The sequence below is a fragment of the Bizionia sediminis genome (genome assembly GCF_042684585.1).
Taxonomy (GTDB): domain Bacteria; phylum Bacteroidota; class Bacteroidia; order Flavobacteriales; family Flavobacteriaceae; genus Algorimicrobium; species Algorimicrobium sediminis.
This window is the reverse complement of record NZ_JBHULS010000002.1, coordinates 660,312-683,596: the sequence shown is the minus strand read 5'-3', so window position 1 is coordinate 683,596 and position 23,285 is coordinate 660,312. Positions and strand designations below refer to the sequence as shown.

24 protein-coding genes and 3 pseudogenes are annotated in these 23,285 nt (G+C 35.3%); 17 read left to right on the top strand and 10 right to left on the bottom strand.

What is annotated here, in order from left to right:
* Positions 1 to 16 precede the first annotated feature (16 nt).
* The 5 genes from ACFSQP_RS07455 (at position 17) to ACFSQP_RS07435 (ending at position 3,407) form a co-directional block, all read left to right on the top strand.
* Positions 17 to 484, top strand: a complete 468-nt coding sequence (locus tag ACFSQP_RS07455; RefSeq protein ID WP_376892963.1) for a hypothetical protein — start codon at positions 17 to 19, stop codon at positions 482 to 484.
* Between the two features lie 93 nt (positions 485 to 577).
* Positions 578 to 1,195 carry a class I SAM-dependent methyltransferase gene (locus ACFSQP_RS07450; RefSeq protein WP_376892961.1) on the top strand — a complete coding sequence of 206 codons (618 nt, stop codon included), beginning with the start codon at positions 578 to 580 and terminating at the stop codon, positions 1,193 to 1,195.
* Positions 1,196 to 1,279: 84 nt separating this feature from the next.
* On the top strand, positions 1,280 to 2,278 hold the full coding sequence (locus tag ACFSQP_RS07445; RefSeq protein WP_376892959.1) for a lipoate--protein ligase: 999 nt from the start codon (positions 1,280 to 1,282) through the stop codon (positions 2,276 to 2,278).
* 35 nt (positions 2,279 to 2,313) lie between these two features.
* Positions 2,314 to 2,958 carry a fused MFS/spermidine synthase gene (locus ACFSQP_RS07440; RefSeq protein ID WP_376892957.1) on the top strand — a complete coding sequence of 215 codons (645 nt, stop codon included), beginning with the start codon at positions 2,314 to 2,316 and terminating at the stop codon, positions 2,956 to 2,958.
* A gap of 98 nt (positions 2,959 to 3,056) precedes the next feature.
* Positions 3,057 to 3,407, top strand: a complete 351-nt coding sequence (locus ACFSQP_RS07435) for a hypothetical protein (protein ID WP_376892955.1) — start codon at positions 3,057 to 3,059, stop codon at positions 3,405 to 3,407.
* A gap of 4 nt (positions 3,408 to 3,411) precedes the next feature.
* On the opposite strand, the gene ACFSQP_RS07430 is transcribed toward ACFSQP_RS07435, so the two are convergent.
* Complete coding sequence (locus ACFSQP_RS07430; protein WP_376892953.1) at positions 3,412 to 3,879, bottom strand: CBS domain-containing protein; 468 nt, start codon at positions 3,877 to 3,879, stop codon at positions 3,412 to 3,414.
* A gap of 238 nt (positions 3,880 to 4,117) precedes the next feature.
* Between ACFSQP_RS07430 and ACFSQP_RS07425 the strand changes: the two genes are divergently transcribed.
* On the top strand, positions 4,118 to 4,825 hold the full coding sequence (locus ACFSQP_RS07425) for a tetratricopeptide repeat protein (RefSeq protein ID WP_376892950.1): 708 nt from the start codon (positions 4,118 to 4,120) through the stop codon (positions 4,823 to 4,825).
* 79 nt (positions 4,826 to 4,904) lie between these two features.
* Here ACFSQP_RS07425 and ACFSQP_RS07420 read toward each other — a convergent pair whose 3' ends face one another.
* Both ACFSQP_RS07420 and ACFSQP_RS07415 read right to left on the bottom strand, forming a co-directional pair.
* Complete coding sequence (locus ACFSQP_RS07420) at positions 4,905 to 7,004, bottom strand: M13 family metallopeptidase (RefSeq protein ID WP_376892948.1); 2,100 nt, start codon at positions 7,002 to 7,004, stop codon at positions 4,905 to 4,907.
* Between the two features lie 244 nt (positions 7,005 to 7,248).
* Positions 7,249 to 7,761 carry a hypothetical protein gene (locus ACFSQP_RS07415; protein WP_376892946.1) on the bottom strand — a complete coding sequence of 171 codons (513 nt, stop codon included), beginning with the start codon at positions 7,759 to 7,761 and terminating at the stop codon, positions 7,249 to 7,251.
* Positions 7,762 to 7,916: 155 nt separating this feature from the next.
* On the opposite strand from ACFSQP_RS07415, the gene ACFSQP_RS07410 reads away from it, so the two are divergent.
* A complete protein-coding gene (locus tag ACFSQP_RS07410; RefSeq protein ID WP_376892944.1) occupies positions 7,917 to 8,873 on the top strand; it encodes an NAD-dependent epimerase/dehydratase family protein in 957 nt (318 codons plus the stop codon).
* A gap of 29 nt (positions 8,874 to 8,902) precedes the next feature.
* Positions 8,903 to 9,325, top strand: a complete 423-nt coding sequence (locus ACFSQP_RS07405) for a hypothetical protein (RefSeq protein ID WP_376892941.1) — start codon at positions 8,903 to 8,905, stop codon at positions 9,323 to 9,325.
* Between the two features lie 40 nt (positions 9,326 to 9,365).
* Here ACFSQP_RS07405 and ACFSQP_RS07400 read toward each other — a convergent pair whose 3' ends face one another.
* Positions 9,366 to 10,313 (bottom strand): nicotinic acid mononucleotide adenyltransferase, encoded by a 948-nt coding sequence (locus tag ACFSQP_RS07400; RefSeq protein ID WP_376892939.1) that lies wholly within the window; start codon positions 10,311 to 10,313, stop codon positions 9,366 to 9,368.
* A 129-nt stretch (positions 10,314 to 10,442) separates the two neighbouring features.
* On the opposite strand from ACFSQP_RS07400, the gene ACFSQP_RS07395 reads away from it, so the two are divergent.
* Positions 10,443 to 11,444: an NAD(P)H-dependent glycerol-3-phosphate dehydrogenase gene (locus tag ACFSQP_RS07395; protein ID WP_376892936.1), complete on the top strand. Its 1,002-nt coding sequence runs from the start codon at positions 10,443 to 10,445 to the stop codon at positions 11,442 to 11,444.
* Between the two features lie 273 nt (positions 11,445 to 11,717).
* Here ACFSQP_RS07395 and ACFSQP_RS07390 read toward each other — a convergent pair whose 3' ends face one another.
* The 3 genes from ACFSQP_RS07390 to ACFSQP_RS07380 all read right to left on the bottom strand — a co-directional run bounded on the left by ACFSQP_RS07390 (position 11,718) and on the right by ACFSQP_RS07380 (position 14,628).
* Positions 11,718 to 12,485: a CDP-alcohol phosphatidyltransferase family protein gene (locus tag ACFSQP_RS07390; RefSeq protein ID WP_376892933.1), complete on the bottom strand. Its 768-nt coding sequence runs from the start codon at positions 12,483 to 12,485 to the stop codon at positions 11,718 to 11,720.
* Between the two features lie 260 nt (positions 12,486 to 12,745).
* On the bottom strand, positions 12,746 to 13,255 hold the full coding sequence (locus tag ACFSQP_RS07385) for an acyl-CoA thioesterase (RefSeq protein ID WP_376892931.1): 510 nt from the start codon (positions 13,253 to 13,255) through the stop codon (positions 12,746 to 12,748).
* 410 nt (positions 13,256 to 13,665) lie between these two features.
* On the bottom strand, positions 13,666 to 14,628 hold the full coding sequence (locus ACFSQP_RS07380; RefSeq protein ID WP_376892929.1) for an HU domain-containing protein: 963 nt from the start codon (positions 14,626 to 14,628) through the stop codon (positions 13,666 to 13,668).
* Positions 14,629 to 14,715: 87 nt separating this feature from the next.
* Between ACFSQP_RS07380 and dprA the strand changes: the two genes are divergently transcribed.
* Positions 14,716 to 15,819: a DNA-processing protein DprA gene (gene dprA, locus ACFSQP_RS07375; RefSeq protein WP_376892927.1), complete on the top strand. Its 1,104-nt coding sequence runs from the start codon at positions 14,716 to 14,718 to the stop codon at positions 15,817 to 15,819.
* Between the two features lie 65 nt (positions 15,820 to 15,884).
* Here the strand turns inward: dprA and ACFSQP_RS07370 are convergent.
* Positions 15,885 to 16,097, bottom strand: a pseudogene (locus ACFSQP_RS07370) (tryptophan--tRNA ligase); the annotation flags it as partial.
* 454 nt (positions 16,098 to 16,551) lie between these two features.
* On the opposite strand from ACFSQP_RS07370, the gene ACFSQP_RS07365 reads away from it, so the two are divergent.
* The 3 genes from ACFSQP_RS07365 to ACFSQP_RS07355 are packed head-to-tail and all read left to right on the top strand — an operon-like array spanning position 16,552 to position 18,083.
* Positions 16,552 to 17,127: a hypothetical protein gene (locus ACFSQP_RS07365; RefSeq protein ID WP_376892925.1), complete on the top strand. Its 576-nt coding sequence runs from the start codon at positions 16,552 to 16,554 to the stop codon at positions 17,125 to 17,127.
* 5 nt (positions 17,128 to 17,132) lie between these two features.
* Complete coding sequence (locus ACFSQP_RS07360; protein WP_376892923.1) at positions 17,133 to 17,597, top strand: hypothetical protein; 465 nt, start codon at positions 17,133 to 17,135, stop codon at positions 17,595 to 17,597.
* A 3-nt stretch (positions 17,598 to 17,600) separates the two neighbouring features.
* A complete protein-coding gene (locus tag ACFSQP_RS07355; protein WP_376892921.1) occupies positions 17,601 to 18,083 on the top strand; it encodes a hypothetical protein in 483 nt (160 codons plus the stop codon).
* Positions 18,084 to 18,156: 73 nt separating this feature from the next.
* On the opposite strand, the pseudogene ACFSQP_RS07350 reads toward ACFSQP_RS07355, so the two are convergent.
* A pseudogene (locus ACFSQP_RS07350) lies at positions 18,157 to 18,366 on the bottom strand (acyl-CoA thioesterase); the annotation flags it as partial.
* 355 nt (positions 18,367 to 18,721) lie between these two features.
* Between ACFSQP_RS07350 and ACFSQP_RS07345 the strand changes: the two are divergent.
* Together ACFSQP_RS07345 and ACFSQP_RS07340 are read left to right on the top strand one after the other, a co-directional pair.
* Positions 18,722 to 20,305, top strand: a complete 1,584-nt coding sequence (locus tag ACFSQP_RS07345) for a hypothetical protein (RefSeq protein WP_376892919.1) — start codon at positions 18,722 to 18,724, stop codon at positions 20,303 to 20,305.
* 2 nt (positions 20,306 to 20,307) lie between these two features.
* Positions 20,308 to 20,793, top strand: coding sequence for a hypothetical protein (locus tag ACFSQP_RS07340; protein WP_376892917.1), 486 nt, complete (start codon positions 20,308 to 20,310; stop codon positions 20,791 to 20,793).
* Between the two features lie 67 nt (positions 20,794 to 20,860).
* Here the strand turns inward: ACFSQP_RS07340 and ACFSQP_RS07335 are convergent.
* Positions 20,861 to 20,980, bottom strand: a pseudogene (locus tag ACFSQP_RS07335) (acyl-CoA thioesterase); the annotation flags it as partial.
* Between the two features lie 505 nt (positions 20,981 to 21,485).
* Here ACFSQP_RS07335 and ACFSQP_RS07330 point away from each other — a divergent pair.
* Both ACFSQP_RS07330 and ACFSQP_RS07325 read left to right on the top strand, forming a co-directional pair.
* Complete coding sequence (locus tag ACFSQP_RS07330; protein ID WP_376892915.1) at positions 21,486 to 22,751, top strand: hypothetical protein; 1,266 nt, start codon at positions 21,486 to 21,488, stop codon at positions 22,749 to 22,751.
* Positions 22,751 to 23,212, top strand: a complete 462-nt coding sequence (locus tag ACFSQP_RS07325; protein ID WP_376892913.1) for a hypothetical protein — start codon at positions 22,751 to 22,753, stop codon at positions 23,210 to 23,212. The genes ACFSQP_RS07330 and ACFSQP_RS07325 overlap by 1 nt, the downstream gene beginning before the upstream one ends.
* The last annotated feature ends 73 nt before the right edge of the window (positions 23,213 to 23,285 follow it).

The following is a 23,285-nucleotide window of genomic DNA, read 5'->3' as shown; positions in this document are numbered from 1 at the left end:
GTCGTATTAACAACCCATGCTAAACATAAAACACTTTTTAACAGTACTTTTTATAATGGCCACTTTTGCTGGATTTTCGCAACTACATGTGTCGTATAGCAGCATTCAGCAAACATATGGCCAAGCTAACTTAACACAATTTAATACGAAAAACAGTACGGTAGAGCTAAAAAAGCTAACCTCCACAGAAACCATTCAATTTACTTATAACCAAGCGCATTTAGTTACTGGTATTGAAATTACCAACCAACAAGGAATTTCCAATAAGCGATTTCATACACTTGCCAAGCAGCTGGTACCCAATTTTAAATTAACTGCTTCTGGAACCACTCCTACCAATACCTTTTTATACGATTCTAAAAATAACATATTAACCGTTAAATACTACTCCAGCAATCAGAAAACAGCGCTTTATAAAATAGCTTTTATATCGGATATGCCAGCCATTTTAGCGCTTGTTCCTAACATTAGCAGTTGGCCATAAACGCGGGTTAAAGCCTCTGTAATACTAGTCTTTTTTTGTTTTATTTAGTATCTTTCCAAACAAACTGAATCGTTAGAAAAAAGATATAAAATCATGAAAGAATTTTGGAATAGTCGTTACCAAAACGCCGCTTTTGCCTATGGCACAACGCCCAATACTTTTTTTAAAGACACCTTGGAAACCTTACAATTATCGGGCAGCATTTTATTACCAGCCGAAGGCGAAGGTCGAAACGCTGTTTACGCTGCTAAATTAGGCTTGGATGTTGTTGCCTTCGACATTAGCGACGCCGGCCAGAAAAAGGCTTTAGCCTTGGCTAACACAGAGCGCGTAAAAATAAACTACCAAGTTGGAACCCTGGATGACCTTAATTTAAAACCTGCTAGTTTTGATGCGCTTGCCTTAATATACGCGCATTTTCCAGCAGACATTAAAAACAGCTTACACCGCCAATTGGCCACACTCGTAAAACCAAATGGCTATATTATATTGGAAGGTTTTGCGGTAACTAATTTAGAACTTCGCGAAAAAAATCCAGAAGTTGGTGGCCCAGGCGATAAAAATATGTTGTTTACCACCGAAGAAATGGCACAACTATTTTCAGATTTCGATATTATCCAATTGGAAGAACAAGAAGTTACCTTACAAGAAGGGCTATACCATAACGGCCAAGCGCGTGTTATAAGATTTGTAGGCAAAAAGCGTGCTTAAACCTGTTTTAAAGCAAAGCTGTTTTTAGCAGGTCTAAAACACACCCGTTTAACAGCAAATTAGTCATTAAATTACCTAACTGCTATGATATTTATAGACAACGAAGGGCACACCAATCCCAAATTAAATTTAGCTCTAGAGGAGTATGCGTTGCGCCATTTTGATGCCTCCACCAATTATTTACTGTTTTATATAAACGAGCCGTCGGTTATTATAGGAAGAAACCAAAACACCATTGAAGAAATAAACCCAAACTACATTTCGGCTCAAAACATACATGTCGTACGTCGTATTTCGGGAGGAGGCGCCGTATACCACGATTTAGGAAATTTAAATTTTAGCTTTATTACCGACCATGATGGCCAACAGATAAGCAATTTTGAAAAATTTACAGCTCCTGTAATTTCGGTTTTAAATAACATGGGCGTACCTGCCGCTTTAAAAGGTAGAAATGATATTTTAGTGACTAATCAAAAAATATCGGGTACAGCACAATTTTCTACCGGCAAACGCATGATTAGTCATGGTACGCTTTTATTCAATACAAATATGGACGAGGTTGCTAAAGCCTTGCACGTTAAATTGGATAAAATAGCATCCAAAGGCCACAAATCGGTTAGAAGTCGTGTGGCTAATATAACCGATTTCTTATCTAAACCGTTAAGCATGGCGGCTTTTAAAAACAACCTGCTAGCTGGATTATACCAAGCTAGTGAACCCTTTGAAACCTATAAATTAACCGAAACCGAGTGGCAAGCTGTTCGGGATTTAAAAGCAGAGAAATACGACTTATGGGAATGGAATTATGGCCGTTCGCCTAAATTTAACATACAACGACAAAAGCGTTTTGCCATTGGCGAAATAGATATGCGTGTTTTTGTAGAAAAGGGGCGGATTTCGGATATTAAAATATTTGGCGACTTTTTTGGTAGGCAACCTATTTCCGATTTAGAAGCCCTATTAATTGGGGTACCTTACCAAAAAACAGCCATAGAAAACCAATTAAACAACCTTAATTTAACTGGCTATTTTGGTACGCTTCCTAAAACCGAATTTATTAACCTACTAGCTGGAACGGATTAACCATTTTTAGTTTGCCATAACGCACACCCAAGCCCATGCTCAAATTTTTAAGTTACCTCTACCCTATTACTACTAAAGTCGCATCGGCTGTTAGCGGTAATTTGGAAATTACTTGGTATAACGGTAAAAAATACTTAAACACAAAAAATGCCAATTACTCCTATGGTTCGCTACAAGAAATATTAAAGTTTGGCTTGAAAAACATAAATCTAGCGCCCGTGAACAGCGTGTTGGTTTTAGGTTTAGGCGGTGGCAGCGTTGTGCAAACACTTCGGGAGGATTTTAATTACCAAAAAGCCATCACAGCCGTGGACATTGATGCGACTGTAATAAAAATAGCCAAGGAGGAATTTCAAATAGCTCCTTCAAAAAACTTACATATTGTATGTGAAGATGCTCGTATTTACGTGGCAAATACCTCCAAAAAATTTGATCTTATTATTATCGATATTTTTATTGATACCCAAGTACCCAAGCAATTTTTAAGCCTAACATTTTGGAAGGCTGTTTTAAATATAGCAAGCCCAAACGCTGCCATACTGTTTAATGCTGCTGTTAGCCCGGAGCCAAACTACCAACTGGAAACAATTATAAGCTTCTTAAAAACGCATATGTACCAAGTAGCAGTCCACAAAAAAGTTTTAGGCACCAATACATTGGTAATAGGAAAACCACTTTAATCATTTATAAATTAATTATTTATATCTTTACAAAGATCTCCTAAACTACCTGTACACCAAACAGACCAGTGTGTAACAAGCTAAAAATTAATTGAAGCATGCAAAAACAATGTCCAGAATGTGGTGCAAAAATTGTTGGTAGAATTGATAAAAAATTTTGCAGCGATTCGTGCAGAAACGCCCATAACAACAGCATAAATAAAGATTCTAGAAACCTAATACGGAACACAAACAACCGGTTGCGTAAAAATTACCGAATTTTAGAGGCGCTTAATCCGGAGCAAAAAACCAAAACATCCCGCGCCAGATTAATAGAAAAAGGATTCGATTTTAATTATATTACCAGTATTTATACCACCAAAGCAGGTACTGTATATTATTTTGTGTACGACCAAGGTTATTTGCCCCTAGAAAACGACTATTATGCCTTGGTAAAAAGAGAACTTTAGAGCGTTATTTCCAATTATGCCCTTTTAAGTTTAAGGCTGCTTTTAAAATATCTTTCTGACTAATTTGCCCAATTAATTTGCCATCTTCTACAATAGGAAAGCGTCTTATTTTTGAGTTTAAAAACTGTTTAGCCGCTTCAAAAATATCTAAATTACCATCTATAGTTTCCACGCCTTTTACCATGCGGTTTTCTACAATATCCTGTTCTATAGGCATGTTGTAGTAATGACTCTCGGTTACTTGTTTTAAACAGTCGCCTTCAGAAATAATACCAATTAATTCATTTTTGGCATTTACAACCGGGCCTCCAGATATTTTATTGGTTATTAACACATGTATTACCTCATCTATACGCTGTTCTGGTGTAAACGTTATTAAATTTTGGCTCATATAATCGCGCACACGTAGCATAACTGGTTCGGAGCCTTTATTTTGTTGCTTCCGCGCACCTTGAAAGTTTTTAATTCCCATATTATTAAGTATTTAGATATTTGAATATACACAATTAAGCTGATATTTCCTAAAAGGCTACTTCCTGCTTCACGAGAAAGCGCATAAAGCCAAACCAGCACGGAATAACCAACAGAAATTACCTTACTTACATTGTTGCCACCACACAACCCACCTTGGTTACTAAATAATTAGCAGTATTTTAAGGTATTGGTTCTTAATTTTTTTTAGATTTGACCTTTAAAATGCGTTTTTACATATGAAGAAATTATTAGTAGCAGCACTTTGTACAGTAGCTTTTTTAGGACAAGCACAAACTAACACCCATTTATTAGATCATTATCGTGCCTATTATAAGCAAATGAAAGTACAAGGCGACTCCGATGGTATTATTAACGGGTTAACGCATTTAGTTGTTTTAGCGCCCAAACAAGCACAAGCTTATAAAGACACATTAGCCATGGTATACATGAGTGAAGGCAAACACGTACAAGCTTTAAACACCATTGGTATAGAGCCAAACACTTCGGATTCTGATATTGCCGTAGAGGTAAAAGCCATTTCCTTGAAGGCTATTAATGAAACCAACCGGGCTTTAGTTCATTTTGAAGAATTATTTGCACGCACTCCAGACCCTAGTATTGCTTACGAACTGGCAGAACTTTATTTGCAAACTGGCAATTTAGAAAACGCCAATACCTATATTACCTATGGTTTGGAAAACGTGAAGCCTGCTATGGGAAAAATGTATTACGAAAGTCAGCAGCCTTACCAAGTGGCTTTAAAATCGGGGTTTTTATACTTAAAAGCTTTGGCAACATTTAACGAAAATAAGGCAACTAATATAAATGCCGCGATAGCCATTTTGGAAGACGCCATACAGCAATCTCCTAATTTTAATTTAGCCAAGTTAAGTAAAAACGCGTTATTAAATCAGCAGCAAGAACAAAAAACTCCGAAAGAATAAACACACAAACAACAACAAAAAAAGCAGCCCGTAACAGAGCTGCTTTTTTTGTTTTACTAATTTTATTTACAAAATAGGCTTACCAAATTCTAACGCGGTTTTCTGGAGCAATATACATGCTGTCACCTTCCTTAATATTAAAAGCTTCATAAAAGGCGTCAATATTTAATAGTGGTTGCACAGCACGCGTCATTCCAGGCGCATGCGGATCTGTTTTAATTTTTGTTTTTAGCGCATCGTCACGCATTTTAGTACGCCATACCGTGGCCCAGCTCATAAAAAAGCGCTGTTCTGGGGTAAACCCATCAATAGGCTCTGGCCTACCGTTTGCCTCGTAATTTAGTTGTAATGCATCGTAAGCTGCTAACACACCACCTAAATCGCCAATATTTTCGCCTAGGGTAAATTTCCCGTTAATAAACACGTCTGGCAAGACTTCAATGGCAGCATACTGCTCTGCCAACTGGTTACCTAAAGTTTCAAATTGCTTTAAATCGGCATCTGTCCACCAGTTATTAAGGTTTCCTTCTTTATCGTAACGCGATCCAGAATCGTCGAAACTATGCGAAATTTCATGTCCAATAACAGCACCTATACCACCGTAGTTTACAGCATCGTCTGCTTTGTAATTATAAAAAGGTGGCTGTAAAATAGCGGCTGGAAACACAATTTCGTTATAAGCTGGATTAAAATAAGCGTTTACAATTTGCGGCGCCATAAACCATTCGCTTTTATCTACCGGCTTCGATAAATCTGCTACATCTTTATTAAAATTCCAGGCACGTACATTAAGCGCATTTTGCAAGTATGAACCACCATCGGCTAGGCTTTTAATTTCCAACGAGCTATAATCTTTCCAAGTATCTGGGTAGGCTATTTTAACAGAAGTGGCCTTTAGTTTTTCTATTGCTTTCTCTTTCGTTTCCGGACTCATCCAATCTAAATTAGTAATGCGTTTTTCGAAAGCTAGAATCACATTATCAATCATTTTAGTAGCTTTTTCTTTGGCTTCTGGTGGGAACATTTTTTCAACATATAGTTTCCCTAAAGCTTCTCCTACGGTACCGTTTATAGTAGCTAAAGCACGCTCGTTTCTTGGGCGTTGTTTTTTGGCTCCGTTTAATTCACGACCATAAAACTCCCAGTTGGCTGTTTCTAGTTCGGTGCTTAACCTGCTAGCGGCATCGTTAAACACGTGCCAGCGCAAATAGGCTTTCCAATCGTTTACATTGCCTTCGGCTAAAACAGCTTGTAAACGTGTAAAATAATTTAAATCGCCTATAATAACAGTATCAATTTCTTTTACCCCAATACCAGATAAAAAGTTTCGCCAATTTACGGCTGGCACCATTTCTTGAACCGCATCTATAGACCGCGGATTGTAGCGTTTTCTGGCGTCGCGTCTGTCTACCTTATCCATTTTAGCTTCCGCTAAACGGGTTTCAAAGGCTAAAATTTGTTGTGCTTCAGCCAAGGCATCGGCTTCTGTATAGTCCAGATACTGCAACATTCTGGCTATGTGAGCCACGTATTTTTCGCGCTTTTCCTTGGAGTCGGCGTCATCTTTCACATAATAATCTCTATCTGGTAAACCGGTGCTTCCACCGCCTAAATACCCTACATGTCTGTTACTATCTTTTGGATCGGAACCTACGCCAAAACCGTATAATCCGCCACCACCAATAGGCGTCATTTCTATCATGTAACGCTGCAAGTCTTCTATATTTTTAATAGCGTCTATTTTAGCTAAATGTGGTTTAATTGGCGCCAAACCTTGCTCGTTACGGCCAATAGTGTCCATAATGGTTTGGTACAAAAACACAGCTTTTTCCTGATCGGAACCTGGTAAAACTTCAATTTTATCGGCACCCGTTGCGTTTGGTAGTGCTGCTTCTAAAATACGCAATGCATCGGCATCGGTTTTTTTACGTAGCTCGTTAAAGCTTCCCCAAGTTGTCTGGTCGTCTGGAATTTGCGTTGTTTTTAACCAGGACCCATTTACGTAGGTAAAAAAATTGTCGTTAGGTTTTACAGAGGTATCCATGTATTCCAAATTTATGCCTGGAACAGCGGTATCGGCAACTAAAGCCGTCTCCTCTTTAGCCTCATTTTTACAAGCCATTAAGCCAACAAAGGCGGCCGTGCTTAATAATGAGGCTCTTTTGAAGTTTGCATTCATATGTTTTGTGTTTATTTATGAACACAATTTACTGCTATTTCAATTTTAGAAAATACAAACAAACAGATATTAACAAAATATTAATAAATTAGCTCATTAGCTTGTGGTAAAAAGTGCACTTTTAAGCGGTTTTATTTTTACCGCTTTAACTTAAATGAGGCGTTTTTAGGCCTTTTTTGTTAAAAGCTATCTAGAAAACACAGCAGTTTTAAAACTACAAGCACCAAAAAGCAGTTGGGAAATTTTAAGATGGTTTTTGAATACGCTGCGATTCCTTTTCTATTTGTTTATTCATTTGAAGATTTAAGTTTGAAAACGCTTCTAACAGCTCTTTAACCGATGCTAAAATGCGGGCTTTAGATGGATTGGCTAAATTCATTTCGCTTTCCAATTTAAACATTTTAGTTTCTAGGGCTATAAGGCGCGCCATTACAAACGGCGAATTAATTGTTGCCGGGATGGTGCTTTTTACCTCGGCATTTAAAGTGGCTAGTATTTCTTGGTTAGACTTAAAAAACGATAAATTGCCCATTTTTACGTCGGTAATAATAGACTGTAGTTCTTTGTATTTAGTCCAATTTGCAATGGCTTGTTGCACTTTGTTGTCCGCTGTAAAACCTACGTATTTTAAGGCTGCTATATCTGCTTTGCTAACCAAATCGGGCGTGGCAACTTCTGTTGGTTCCGTGGTTTTTTCGGTCGGCAAATCGGTACAAGAAACCATACATAGTACCAATAAAAAGTAACTAATTTTCATAAATAAAATTTCAGTAAAGGACAAAGATATTGTATTCTTTGGTTTTTAAAACCACTATTGATAGCCGTTTCTTTTCCTGTTATTATTTTCCGTTAAAATTACCATTTCGTCGCTAAATTCTTGTTATTTTTGAACAATTTTTTAAAACGTCCTATATGAAACCTAAAATTTTAATAATTGGTGCCTGTGGTCAAATTGGCTCTGAACTTACCTATAAGTTACGCGACATACATGGCAAAGATGCTGTTATAGCCAGCGATATTAACTATGGAAATTTAGAGCTTGTTAACTCCGGACTTTTTGAAATTTTAGATGCGCAAGATACCACCAGCCTAAAAGTGTGTATAGAAAAATACAGCATAAACACAGTGTACCTTATGGCTGCTATGTTAAGTGCTACCGGCGAAAAATTTCCAATGAAAGCTTGGGACTTAAACATGAGCACCCTTTTTAACGTATTGGATTTGGCAAAAAACGGACAAATTAAAAAAGTTTTCTGGCCATCTAGTATTGCCGTTTTTGGACCTACAACACCTAAAACCAATACGCCTCAATACACCATTATGGAACCAACTACTGTTTACGGTATTACCAAACAAGTGGGCGAGCGTTGGTGCGAATACTACCATAACAAATACGGTGTGGATGTAAGAAGTATAAGATATCCAGGTATTATTAGTTGGAAAACACCTCCTGGCGGCGGCACTACAGATTATGCTGTGGATATATACCACCAAGCTTTAGCCCAAAACGCCTACGAATGTTTTTTATCTGAAAACACCGCATTACCCATGATGTATATGGACGACGCCATAAATGCGACTGTTCAGATTATGGAGGCACCTGCAGAAGCCATTAAAATACGCTCCTCGTATAATTTAGCCGCCATTAGTTTTACCCCTAAAGATATGGTAGCCTCCATTAAAAAAGAGTTGCCCGATTTTAGTATTAGCTACAAACCAGATTTTAGACAGGCCATTGCCGATTCTTGGCCATCGTCTATTAATGATAGCGAAGCACGTAAAGATTGGAACTGGGAGCACCGCTTTTCATTAGATGCTATTACCCAGAGTATGCTTACAAATTTAGCCGAAAAAGCAAACCAGGAATAGCTTATATTACACGCTAAAAAATAAACGCTTTGATGCGCACTACAAACCAAATATATAGGTTTAAAACAAACCGACAGCTACTTAAATTGGTTTTTGGTGCGCTACTATTGGTATTGGTAGGCTATAATGTTTCAGGAGAAACCCGGCCATTTTGGACTCAAATTATATACCTAATTGTTGGTGTGTTTTATTTTGCCGAAGCGCTTTGGAATTTAAACAAACACTACCTTACTGTAACACCACATTACATAATAGAAAATGCCCTTTTTGGCACCAAAATAAACATTCAGAATATCACTGAAATTAAAAAATTTACCGACGAGTATACCATTTACACAAGTCACAAAAAACTTCGGGTTAAAGGACGGTATATGACACCAGAGTCCTTGAACAATTTTAAAGCATTTATAACCACTTTACAGGCACAACTAGCCAACAAAAACACGTTATAACAGGGAAATTTAAAAATGTTTGTACTGGGTTAAGGTAGCCTTACAAAAAATCTCGCTGGGGTTCACGCGGATTTTCTTTTTTTTGCCCCTTAAACTTTCGTGTTTTTAAAACCGTAGTTTGTTTGCCATCTGCATGCTTCAAAAATTGAATATACCCACGTCCTGAAAATTCGTAGTGTGAACCAGTTGCAGGCTGGTACAAGGCAATTTTGGCATCGTTTAACACACGGAGTTCAAAAAACTCATTCGCAACATAATCGTAATTTAAGGTAAGTGTTTTTAAATACCTATTCCCTATCACGTCCTGCACATTGTATAGGCCTGTGTAATCCCAAAAAATAGCATCGGGATTAGCTATTTGGGTATCTTGCGAACTTCTAAATTCCGAGTCATTTCCGCCCGCTAAAAACTGCAAATAATTTTCGGCATCAAAAGGATTTGGAACACCAATTGGGCTCGTGTAGGTTTTTTCCCAAGCTTTGTATTCCTGTAAAAAGTAATGGATATTATCGTAAAAAACATAGTTGTAATCAAAATTACTACGCTGGTAACCTCTTAAAAAGTACGATGTGTCGTTATACGGATTATACAATTCAATGGTGTTATTGTTTATTTGGTAAACATCAAAAGTTTGGTAGCCATCCACAATATGGTAAACATCCAAAATAGAATTATAGGCATTGTAAGTACCTGTTTGAATACCAAAACCATTACCCTGACTACCAAAACCAACCAAATTGTTATTAGCAAACAGGTTTCCGTTTCTAAACGATAAGGTAAAGGCTATTTGCAAAAAAGGCGTTTGCCCATAACCTATAGTCTGATTAATATCTACATACCACAATTCGTAGCGATTTAACAACTGGTTTAGCGTTATGCCTGGTTCAGGACCTGGTGCGTAGGGGTCCACTATAATCTCCTCTGTATAACAGGCTGTAAAAAGCGTGGTTACTACCACAAATGCAAAAAATAGTTTTATAGTTTTCATAAGCCCCAATTTTAAGGTTCTGGTTTTTATGTTTTCAAAACACGTGCCAAAACCAAAAAGCACTTATACAGAATACAGATAAAGCCCAATATTTTATGTACTTTTGGCATATTAAAGTATATTAATATTATGAGTAAACCTTTAAAATATGCTGTATTTGGTTCTGGAAGTTGGGCCACAGCTATTGTAAAAATGCTTTCTGAAAATTTAGATGAAATTGGTTGGTATATGCGCAGTGTTTATACCAAAGAGCATTTGCTTAAAGAACACCATAATCCCAGTTATTTAAGCTCGGTTGAGTTTAGAATAGACCAACTAAAATTAAGCAACGATATTAATGAAATGGCAACCTACGCAGATGTTTTAATATTTGCCATACCCTCTGCCTTTATGTTTGGCGAACTCGAAAAGCTTACAACCAATGTTTCCGAAAAAACCATAGTCTCGGCCGTAAAAGGTATTATTCCTGAATCTGGACTATTGGTAGGCGAACATTTTCACGATATATACCAAGTTCCATTTGAAAACATTGCCGTAATAGCTGGACCTTGCCATGCCGAAGAAGTAGCTCTGGAGCGTTTATCTTACCTCACTATTTCGTGTGCAGATCCAGATAAGGCGCATGACATTGCCAAGAATCTTTCTAGCGATTATATTAAAACCACGATTAGCGATGATATAATAGGTACTGAATACGCCGTAATGCTTAAAAATATTTATGCTATAGCGGCTGGTATTGCTCATGGCTTGGGCTACGGCGACAATTTTCAGAGTGTGTTAATGAGTAACGCGATACGCGAAATGAAGCGTTTTATAAAGAAAATGCATAAAATGAAGCGCAATATTAATAATTCGGCTTATTTAGGCGATTTGTTAGTTACGGGCTATTCCGTGTTTTCTAGAAATAGAATGTTTGGAAACATGATTGGTAAAGGCTACACGGTAAAATCAGCTCAAATGGAAATGAATATGGTAGCCGAAGGCTATTACGCCGCTAAAAGTGCACACGACCTAAACCAAACCAACAAGCGCAAAACAAAAACACCTATAATTGATGCCGTTTATGCCATACTATATCAAGGTAAAGACCCAAAAACGGTGTTTAAAAAACTGACTGAAAAATTAGATTAAAACGTATTAACGCTTGGCGCTATTGGAAAACTTTCTCCGAAAATACACCAACATAAGGCCACTAATTAGTTTAAACAACACTACGTAATATATTGATTTTCAACAATAAAATAAAACCGCCTTATTGATTTGTTAGTTTACTAAATTTTTAAACCCTTAATTTAAACTAGTAAAAACAATATCTTGCGCGTATGCACTGATAAGAAACAAATTACATGCAAGGGTTAGGTTTTTTTAAGGCAGCTTTGTATTTATGGGCATTCCAAAAAATTTTTAGTAGAACACCTTCCTAATACCAATAAAAACAAAAATCATTAGGGTATAAGCTAAAAAGAAAGGCAAAATAAAGGCTTTTAAACCCAATACCAGCATAACCGATATAATGAGCAACTGAAACCCCAAACCAAAAGTAGAAATGCTCGTCATTAAAAATTTGGGCATGGCTTTATGGGAGTTTTGTGCTTGCTTATCTAGTGCGTATATGGTTCTATCGAAAGTGCCATAGAACAGTTTATACAAACGAAATAGAATATCTACATGTTTTTGTTTTTCACCTTTTAAGGCCACAGGGGTTTCGTATTCAAAAACACGACTGGTGGTATCGCCATTAAACTTATTTCGCAAAATAACATAGTAGTAATTGTAAAGCGTACCTTGCAATTGCAAACCCAGAAAAGCCAATACACCCACCCACATATTTGTTCCGCTTACAGACCAAATGGCAACAAAAATTAAGGCGTTTAATATAATATCTGCCACTGAATCCAGATACCTGCCTGTGTAGGAAGGTTTTTGTTTTACACGTGCCAATTCGCCATCGGCGGCATCCAAAATAGATTTAAAAATCAGGAAAAATGCAGCCAACCAGTAGTAACCTTGCAGGATACAATAAATACCAATAAGGCCAGATATTATAAACCAAATAGTTACGTGAACAGGTGTAAAAGAGGTGTTTTGTAGGGCGTTTGCAATAACGCGAGCTACGGGCCTTCCATAATCTGAAAGGTCGATAAATTTATGCGCTTTGGGTAATTTGGACATGTAATCTCATAGAAAAATGTAACATTGGAATATACCAATAAGGGTGCAAAGATACGTTTAAACTCTAAATAATAAATCCGTTTTAAAAAGTTGTTGCACTTTATTACTGTTTTGCACAGGCTTACAAGCTATATAAACGGTAAATGGGCTAACCGCTTATTCCGAAATTAGCCCATTTAATGTTTGTTTTTATTGTTAAATACTCTGAACGTTAGCCTTTAGCTTAACCATAGTAAACATTGCAGGATTTAAACTGTTTTTTACTGAAACAACGCCTTCAATTCCGTAGCATCATTCGGTTTCATTTTTCCAGCTAAAACCAAACTTAATTGCTTACGTCTTAAGGCTGCTGCGTAGCGTTCTTTTTCTAATTTGGTTTCAGGTTCAATTTCTGGCACTTGAATTGGTCGTCCGGTTTCATCAACAGCTACAAAGGTATAAATGGCTTCGTTTGCTTTATCGCGTATACCAGATTCACGGTCTTCAATCCAAACATCCAAGAACACCTCCATGGAGGTTTTAAAGGCGCGAGACACTTTAGCTTCTACAGTTACAACACTTCCTAACGGCACCGAACGGTTAAAAGCCACATGGTTTACAGAAGCGGTAACCACAATCCTCCGACTATGACGTCTTGCAGCAATACTAGCCGCACGATCCATACGTGCTAATAGTTCGCCTCCAAATAAATTATTAAGCGGATTGGTTTCACTTGGCAGTACCAAGTCGGTCATAATAGTTTTAGATTCTTCGGGCGTTTTAGGTGTCATGCGGTCATGTTTTTAATGCGCTGCAAAGATAATATCTATTTAGGTTTATACAGCCGGAATAAATCGTTTCTTTTCCGCTTACTTTTCTTTAAAAACAATTACCATAAATCATGCTATGCTAACTGGTTTTAATTTCTACTAACCAAAAAAATAATTCAATTTATTTGGGCGCCTCTTCATACATAAATAAGTGTAAGTTAAAAAAGTGGCCTTAACCGGTAAGAAAACGTTTATATAAACTTAATGAAAAGGCTGAATCCTATTGAGGGCAAAGCGCACAAATAGGCGATTTAGCACACTTAAGCTTAAAAAATGTAGAAAAACATATTTTAAAGTTAAAAGGAAGCAATCCAACCTTTATACTTCCTTCTGGAAGCCCGCTTAAATTTTCAGTAAAAAGTTATAAAAAGCTATTCTTTAATAGTTTTTACCAATAACCAAGCCTCTTTGTTATGTGTTTTTTTTATGTCCAGAAGTGACCGTGTGGCTTCTTCGCGTGTTTGGTAACTAGCGTAAACCACTTCATGTAAGCCGTATTTATTTGTGCCAATTTTACGCGCTTCAAAGCCTAAATTTTTAAGCTCATTTACTTTTTTGTCGCTATTAGCTTCCAAGCGGAAGGCACCAGCAACAATATGGTAATTTCCATACTGCTTTTTCACGTTAAGCGTAACAGCAGGTAACGGACTATTAATAACAAAGGTTGCCTCCTGTATTTTTGCTTCTAATTGGGCGTTAGCTGTTTCTTGCGCTAACTGGTTATGTGCCTCAATTTGCTTGCTGTAATGGTTGGACGCCACCAACCCGCCAACCGTAATGGCAATTAAACCCACCGCAGCATATTTTAAATAACCACGAGACTGACGTTTTTTTTCGGCAATAGGTACCACTGGCGTTTCTGGCTTTGTAATTGTGGCTGCCGGTTTTGCAACTTCTCGTGCAATTTCTGGTGCCGTAAATTGCCCCAAACCAAAAGCATCGGTTAGGTAGTTAAAACTATAAGATGGTTCAAAAACCATATTACTTTCTTTATTTAATGACAAACTTCCAATGTTTTCAAATACAATGGCATCGCCTGCTACTAAATAAGATTTTAAATAAGCAACCCGCTTCTCAATTACCTGTAACGCATCTTCGTAAGGAATTTTTTCTACATCGGCAATATAGCGCGCCAAAAGGCCGTCGTTTTCCTGTATTTGCTGATTAAAAAATACCACTTTTTTGGGTGGATAAAACGCGTGAGTCGTGTCGTGAATAGTAGCAGATGTTCGGCGTGTTAAAAAGGAGCCAAAACCAGGTACGGTAACACATTCGTAACGGTATAATAAGTCGCTTATGTAAGGTTCTAATTGCATAAAAACAAAGTTAGACATTTTTTCATGTGAATAAAAAATCTTGCTAACAATTTATTAACATCCAGAAATTTCTTTACTTGTAGTACTGAAAACCAATACACTACCATGACAGAAAATAAATTACTACATATTTTAGCGCTGCAACATGCCGCGTTTATAGGCGATATTAAAGCCAAAAAACTAATTCAGCATTGTGGTAGTGTTGAAGCTATTTTTAAAGAAAACAAAAGTCATTTACTTCTTATTGAAGGTATTGGTACAAATACTATAAAAGACTTGCATAACAAAAATCATTTTAAAGCGGCCGAAGCCGAAATGCACTTTATTTTAGAAAACAATATAAGTTGTCTGTATTTTCAGAATCCCGATTATCCAAAACGCCTAACGCAATGTATTGATAGCCCTATACTACTATTTAAAGTAGGCCAAATGGATTTAACTAATCCGCGTGTAATAAGTATTGTTGGCGCCAGAAAAGTTACCTCTGCCGGTATGGCGTTTTGCAATAAATTAGTTGAAGAATTAGCGCCTTTTAACCCTGTTATTGTATCTGGGTTTGCCTTTGGTACCGATATTACCGCGCAAAAGGCAGCCATAAAACACGAACTTCAAACCATTGGTTGTTTGGCACATGGTTTTAATCAAATTTACCCAAAAACGCACAAAAAATATATGGTAGATGTTGAAAAAAACGGTGGTTTTTTTACCGACTTTTGGAGCTCTGCTCCTTTTGAAAGGACTAATTTTTTAAAACGCAATAGAGTAATTGCTGGCTTAAGCCAAGCTACCATTGTTATAGAGTCGGCAGAAAAAGGCGGAAGCTTGGTTACAGCAGACATTGCAAACTCGTATAACCGCGATGTTTTTGCTGTGCCTGGCCGCACTACCGATAGCCAAAGTGTGGGATGTAACAATTTAATTAAATTTCAGAAAGCGCACTTATTATCCAATCCGTTGGACATTCCGTATATGTTGAATTGGGAATTAGAGCCCAAGCAAAAGCCAAGCGTCCAAAAACAACTTTTTGTAACTCTAGAACCCGATGAACAAGTAGTTTTCGATTATTTACAAACTAAAACCCGCGAGGAACTGGACAAAATAGCCATAGACTGCCAGCTGCCAACCTATAAGGTGGCTAGCCTGTTATTAAACATGGAACTAAAAGGCATTATTAGGCCATTGCCGGGGAAATTGTTTGAAATAATTTAATACCACCTGCCAAAGTAGGAAACCCATGTTACAAAAACCCGGCCTGTCTGGATGCCAAATTATTTTTAATACCCAACCTTCTCCCTAACCCGCGCAATAACAGAATTAGCTACTAAACTCGCTTTTTCAGCACCAACTTTTAAAGCATCATCAATTTCATGTGGGTTATTCATATAATGGTTATAACGTTCACGTGGTTTAGCAAATTTTTCTACTATCAGCTCAACTAAGGTCTGCTTTGCATGGTTATAACCAGAATTATTAGTTTCGTTGTTAGCTTTTGTGCTAAAGTTGTAAATTTTAACTCGTGTATTTCATCGAAAAACCAAAAATTACGTAGAACTACGTAGTATAAAAGTAAAATATAAGTTTTAGGTTTGCAGGATAACCTACTTAAATTTTTATCTTGAATTTTACAAAACAGAGCAAAACAGAGCAAAACAGAACAAGGCTAAACCCATATTTTTAAGGTTTACCATTTTACTAGCATGCCTTATTTTTTATAACTGCCAAAAGGATGATGTTATTACCAGTGCACCAGAATTAGCCCAAGTTCATTCGCGATTTAAGATTTCTAAAATTGGAAAATCAGCGCTTGAAGCTAACAGCCAAATAACAAGCAAGCTTTCAAAGCTTTCAAAGTTAAGTACAAAACATGAAGGCAATTCTGGAAACAAAACGGTGGTTTCTAATGAATACGGATTTTCTATAAATACAGACTATGTTAGTTATATGGAAAGCACAGACGGTACTTACCACTCTTACACTTTTCTTATAGAACGCACAATAAAAACAGATTCTATAGAAAATTTAGTGTTGTCTCTACAACCAGACGGAAATTACAAAACGCTTATTGTAACATACCATACCACGGCACAAGAAAAATTAGATATTGAAAATGGATTTCTTGTAAATTTAGAGAATAAAATAAGCAAATATGAAATTACTGATACTGGATTAATATCCAATATTTTTAATAAAACTGTTGTCTGTTTGGAAATTGTTTATGCTTATTGCTATTATGGGAATCACCAAGATGGGTATCTTCCCGATGGAACCGATTGCCCAGGCTATACTGAAGATACTATAGCGACAATAGGTGACTGTGGCAGTTCTGGCGGTTCAGATACTGGCGAACCTGGTAATCCAGGTCCTGAAAATATGCCTCCAAATAATAACAATGGCGGATCATCTAATAATGGAGGTGTTGGTAATGCAACCCCAATAACTGTCAATCGGCCAGAATGGGAGAAAGTGAAAAATGTATTATTAGGGAATCGACCAATTAGTGACTTAGGTTGTGAATAAGTAAAATGAAAAATAACTTAAAATTTATATTGAGAATTATTTTAATAGCATTTGCACTATTTTTTGTTAAACATTTAGCGCAAGCTATAATAGAATGGACAAGTATTATTCCAGTTCAGCCCAAAGCTTACATTTGGGGAGAGATTGAACGCGCACAATATGTTTTCGTATGGCAATTTATCTACACATACTGGATTTACGTTTTAAGTGTTATAGTATTCTACTATTTATTGAAAAGACCAATTTTTAAAAACATTGCAAATTTTAAAATATTAGTTTTTCTATTTTTAGCGATTTTTCTATTTTTATTATATAAACATAATTGGCAATTTCCATATAAGGAGCATTATTTTCCATCTGTAACCCGCTTAAATTTTGAGTTATTAGAAGAATTAATAATTTTTTCTATAGTCGGTTATTTATTAGTATTATTTGTAGATAACTATCTAATAAATAATAACTGTAACTAAATTATGAAAAAATATATAATTTTAATTTTATCTCTAATTTCATTACAAGTTTGTTTTTCACAAGCTGATACGCTTTATATTATGATTGAGAATCCTTTTTTTGTAAAAAACTATAATTCAATTAGTGTTGGATTTGGTATTAATAGTAAAGACAAAAGATTCAACTTAGATTATTATCAATTTAGACTATCTAATTATAAAGGCTGGGATGAAAATGGAAACGATATTTTTTTAGACATAAATCAGTTAAGAAAAGAAATAAATATTGACACTATTAAATACTTTACGAAAAAAAGTTTTTCAGAGAATAAGGAGTGGTGGCAAATTCACAATGAATTAAGTTTAAAGAAAAAGATTTTTTTGATTGAAAAACGAGAAGGGAAGTTTAACTCTTCAACAGGTAAATATGATATAAACTATTACATGTTACCAATAATATATGAAGGCACCAGGAAAAATATAGTTCCCACGGATTTATCAAATTGATGAAATTTCAAACAAAAACAGCCTGAACAAAAATTCAGGCTGTTTTATTATTTAGTAAATATTAAAACAATTCTTACTCAAACAACGCCTTCAATTCCGTAGCTTCATTCGGTTTCATTTTTCCAGCCAAAACCAAAGGCAGTTGTTTGCGTCTTAAAGCGGCATCAAAACGTTCTTTTTCTAATTTGGTTTCAGGTTCAATTTCTGGCACTTGAATTGGTCGTCCGGTTTCATCAACGGCTACAAAGGTGTAGATAGCTTCGTTGGCTCTGTCTCGTAGGCCAACTATTATAATAGTTTATACTAAATTTAATTCCTCGGTATGTTATAATTTTTCTGAAAACGTATATTACCGTTCATCGAAAACCCAAAAATTACGTAGAAATACGTAGTATAAAAGTTAGATATAAGTTTTAGGTTTGCAGGGTAACCTAGTTAAATTTTTATCATGAATTATACAAAACAGAGCAAAACAGAGCAAGGCTAAACCCATATTTTTAAGGTTTACCATTTTATTAGTCTGTTTTATTTTTTATAATTGCCAGAAGGATGATGAAATTTTAAAGCAGGATATAAAAGAATCTAAATTTAAAGTTTTAAAACTTAAAACATCTGATTTACAGGGTAATGAAAAATTAATGAACTCATTACAAAAAATGGGTAAAAAATCATCTTCAATGGGCAGTGGCAATAATGATAGATTAATTACGAGTCCAGATAATGGTTTTATTATAGATATTAATTCTGCCACCTATATTGAAACTAATACAGGTGATTACCATTCTTATACTTTTCCAATTTATAGGGAGAACGCTTCAATGCTTTTGGAAAATTTGCTAATGTCTGGACAACCTGATGGTTCATATAGAGCATTTATTACGAGCTATAATATAACAGTAGAAGAACTGCAAGCCATATCATTAGGTACTTATGTTGATTTAGAAGGTAAGACAAGTTATACAGAAATAAATGCAGAAGGATTAGCAATAGATTTGTTCGGGAAATTAACAACAAATTGCACCTATTATTTTTTCTCATGGTGTGGATGCAGTGTACCTACGCATGGTGGAGGATATGATGTTGATGGTTTACCTTGCAATTGTATGGAAAGTTATACTATATCAGAATGTATAGAAGGTTCAGGTATTAATAATGAAGGAGGAGGGCCAACAGGTTCAACTAATGATCCAGAAAACCCACTAGGAGGTGGCAGTGGCCCAAATATTACCACGCCAACCTACACACCACAGCCATGGGAAAATATTTTAGCGTGTATGCCAGGACTATTGGATATGGAAAGCAATGCGTTATCTTGGTTACAAGCAAATAAAGGACAAGCAAGCCAAATAGAAGCCTATATAGATGCTAACAGACCAAGCCCAAATGCATGTCCAAGTGTTGAGGTTATGACTTTTGTGATTGCGGCTATTTCCGCAACGGATGAAGGTGGTTTAGTAGATTGGGATGATAATGTAATATTAGACTCAACAGTTTTAAACAATCAAAAAGTGAAATGTGTTTATGATAAGTTAAAAGGCTTATCAAATACAGTTTTTAATGATATTATCAATGATCATTTTGAAAGTGCGAAAAATACAAGAATAACTTTTAAGATAGCAAACACTCCAAATGGTGAGGATGCTTTTACTAAAGGTAGAACAAATAATGGTATAACATCATTTGATATTCTTCTTTCTCCAAATGTCGTAAACACCGCGTCAATAATTGAAATTGCACTAATGATAATTCATGAAAGTATTCACGCAGAATTATTAGATAGATGCGTTCAGCTCGGTATAATAAATGCTTTCAATGCAGTAGGCAACCCTAATTTTACTAATACCTCTATAACTTACAATACTTCTGATGCTTTATTCGCTATACTGGTAGAACAATATAGAAATTTTGGTGGTACGAATTCTCAATGGAATCACGATTTGTTTTCTGTTGGAAATTATAGGACAACAATGGCACAAAATTTGGTTGATATCCATCCATGGCTTAATGACGCTTCTAATGATTTTTTAAGTAATGTAAACAACGATAACTTAAACTTATATGGCAATTTCTCATTACAAGAATTAATGGAATATATTAGCTGGATTGGTCTAGAGGGTACTCAAGAATTTATAAATAATATTCAAAACAATTCCTTGGAATTTACCAAGAAAAATTATGTAGAGACCGCAGCTAGAATTGAATATACTAACAATTGTAATTAATTATGGGACGACATTTTATACTGCTTTTAATGGGTTTTATTACTCATATAAACTTTGGGCAAAGCAATACACTATACTTACTAATTGATAAACCTTATTTTGGATATAGCTTTGAAGAGAATATTGGAACTGGATTTGCAATAGTTAGTAATGATAAAGATTTTTCTACGGATTACTATGGTTTCGATATTCAAAATGTAAAAGGATTTAAAAAAACCGGAGAGTTTGATTACTACACATTAAAAGAGTTGCGTAAGGAAATTGATATTGATACAGTAAAACTTGAAACAATAAAAAGTTTTTCAGAGAATAAAGAGTGGTGGCAAATCCACAACGAATTAAGTTTAAAAAGAAAGATTTTTTTAATAGAAAAAAGAGAAGGTGCGTTTAACACTTCAACGGGTAAATATGAAATAACTTATTATATGTTACCCATGATTTATGAAGGTACTAGGAAAAATGTTGTGCCAACGGATTTATCAAATTAATTAAATTATATAAAAAAACAGCCTGAACAAAAATTCAGGCTGTTTTTTTATTTAGTAAATATTAAGGCAATTGTTTACGTCTTAAAGCGGCATCAAAACGTTCTTTTTCTAATTCGGTTTCAGGTGTAATTTCTGGTACTTGAATTGGGTGTCCAGTTTCATCAACGGCTACAAAGGTGTAAATTGCTTAATTGGCTGGATCTTGCTATCTAATTAATATAATAGTTTATACTTAATTAAATGCCTCGGTATGTTATAATTTTTCTGAAAACGTATATTACCGTTCATCGAAAAACCAAAAATTACGTAGAACTACGTAGTATAAAAGTAAAATATAAGTTTTAGGTTTGCAGGATAACCTACTTAAATTTTTATCTTGAATTTTACAAAACAGAGCAAAACAGAGCAAGGCTAAACCCATATTTTTAAGGTTTACCATTTTACTAGCATGCCTTATTTTTTATAACTGCCAAAAGGATGATGTTATTACCAGTGCACCAGAATTAGCCCAAGTTCATTCGCGATTTAAGATTTCTAAAATTGGAAAATCAGCGCTTGAAGCTAACAGCCAAATAACAAGCAAGCTTTCAAAGCTTTCAAAGTTAAGTACAAAACATGAAGGCAATTCTGGAAACAAAACGGTGGTTTCTAATGAATACGGATTTTCTATAAATACAGACTATGTTAGTTATATGGAAAGCACAGACGGTACTTACCACTCTTACACTTTTCTTATAGAACGCACAATAAAAACAGATTCTATAGAAAATTTAGTGTTGTCTCTACAACCAGACGGAAATTACAAAACGCTTATTGTAACATACCATACCACGGCACAAGAAAAATTAGATATTGAAAATGGATTTCTTGTAAATTTAGAGAATAAAATAAGCAAATATGAAATTACTGATACTGGATTAATATCCAATATTTTTAATAAAACTGTTGTCTGTTTGGAAATTGTTTATGCTTATTGCTATTATGGGAATCACCAAGATGGGTATCTTCCCGATGGAACCGATTGCCCAGGCTATACTGAAGATACTATAGCGACAATAGGTGACTGTGGCAGTTCTGGCGGTTCAGATACTGGCGAACCTGGTAATCCAGGTCCTGAAAATATGCCTCCAAATAATAACAATGGCGGATCATCTAATAATGGTGGTGGAGATAATGAGACTGAAAATAATAATGATGCTACAACTCCTTTAGTACTATTACCCTGGCAAAAAGTTGTAAAATGTATAAATGGCGATGGTATTACAAACCCTCTAGACGACACCGTTTTAAATAACCTCCTGATTACTGAAATACAGGACAGTAAACCTTTAGCAACACAAACAAATGAGTATTTGAGCCAAAACGCTTGTAGTGAGGAAGCGCAGGCTTTTGTGATTGCGGCTTTGGAAGCTTTAATGGAAAATTCAGTAATTTCCACTTTCCCATTTGTAAAATACCCCAATGATTTGTCTAGTCAATACAAACAACAATATCCAAAACTTACAGCTTATTTAAGTATGGAATTTCCTAAATTATCTAAAGATAATTTAATTATTAATGCTTTGAATCAATATGGTAGTTTGAATAATGAACAAATTAAAAATGCTCTAAAATGGGGAAACGATTCTTCTGTAACAATTATGATAATCGATATGCCATGTTGTTGGGGTGCCTATGGACCTCAATTTGGCTATGATGAAAACACTATCCTATTGAGTACCGAATTAGCAGCTGAATTGGAGAGTAATTCAACTATAAGTGAAGATGCCTTAAATTTTTTTATCGGGATTGTTATCCTTCATGAAGTAACTCATTTGGGGGATTATTTGTATAATGGAGATATGTATGATGGCGAAGAAGGTAATGATTTTGAATTAGATGTAATAGGAGATTATATGCTCAACCCAAATAATTCAAGTGAATACTTCAAAGGATATAAATTAAAAAAACGTAATTAATGAAATCAAAATTGATCGTATTATTACTTTATTTTTTCACATCTTATGGGTTTTCGCAAACCTTTTGTGAAATACCTAATGATGACTTGAAGCAAATCCTTGAATTGATATTTAAACCAGCACTTGCCGATAGGGATTCCATTGTTTTAAAAAATAATTTTAGAACTAACTGTATTGAAAAAGGATTAAAAAAGGAAACTGTTAAGTTGTGGTCTGAAAATAAAATGTTTGAAGAATTATATGAGGATTATTATACAGTAGAAGATATAAATTATTCATCTGATTTTGTAACTGTAACTTATATACAAAGAAGTTTTAACTTGATTTTCAAAATTTTTGCTTACAAAGAGAATGGTAAATGGCATTTGGTAGATAAGCAATACAAGTGGCAAGGAAAAATTAAAGGCGATGATTTTCTTTTGTATTCCATTAGAAAGAGAAAAACATTAATTAAAAATTAACCTTTAAAGAAGTAAATTTAAGTTTAAAAAAAAACAGCCTGAACTAAAAATTCAGGCTATTTTATTTTATAAT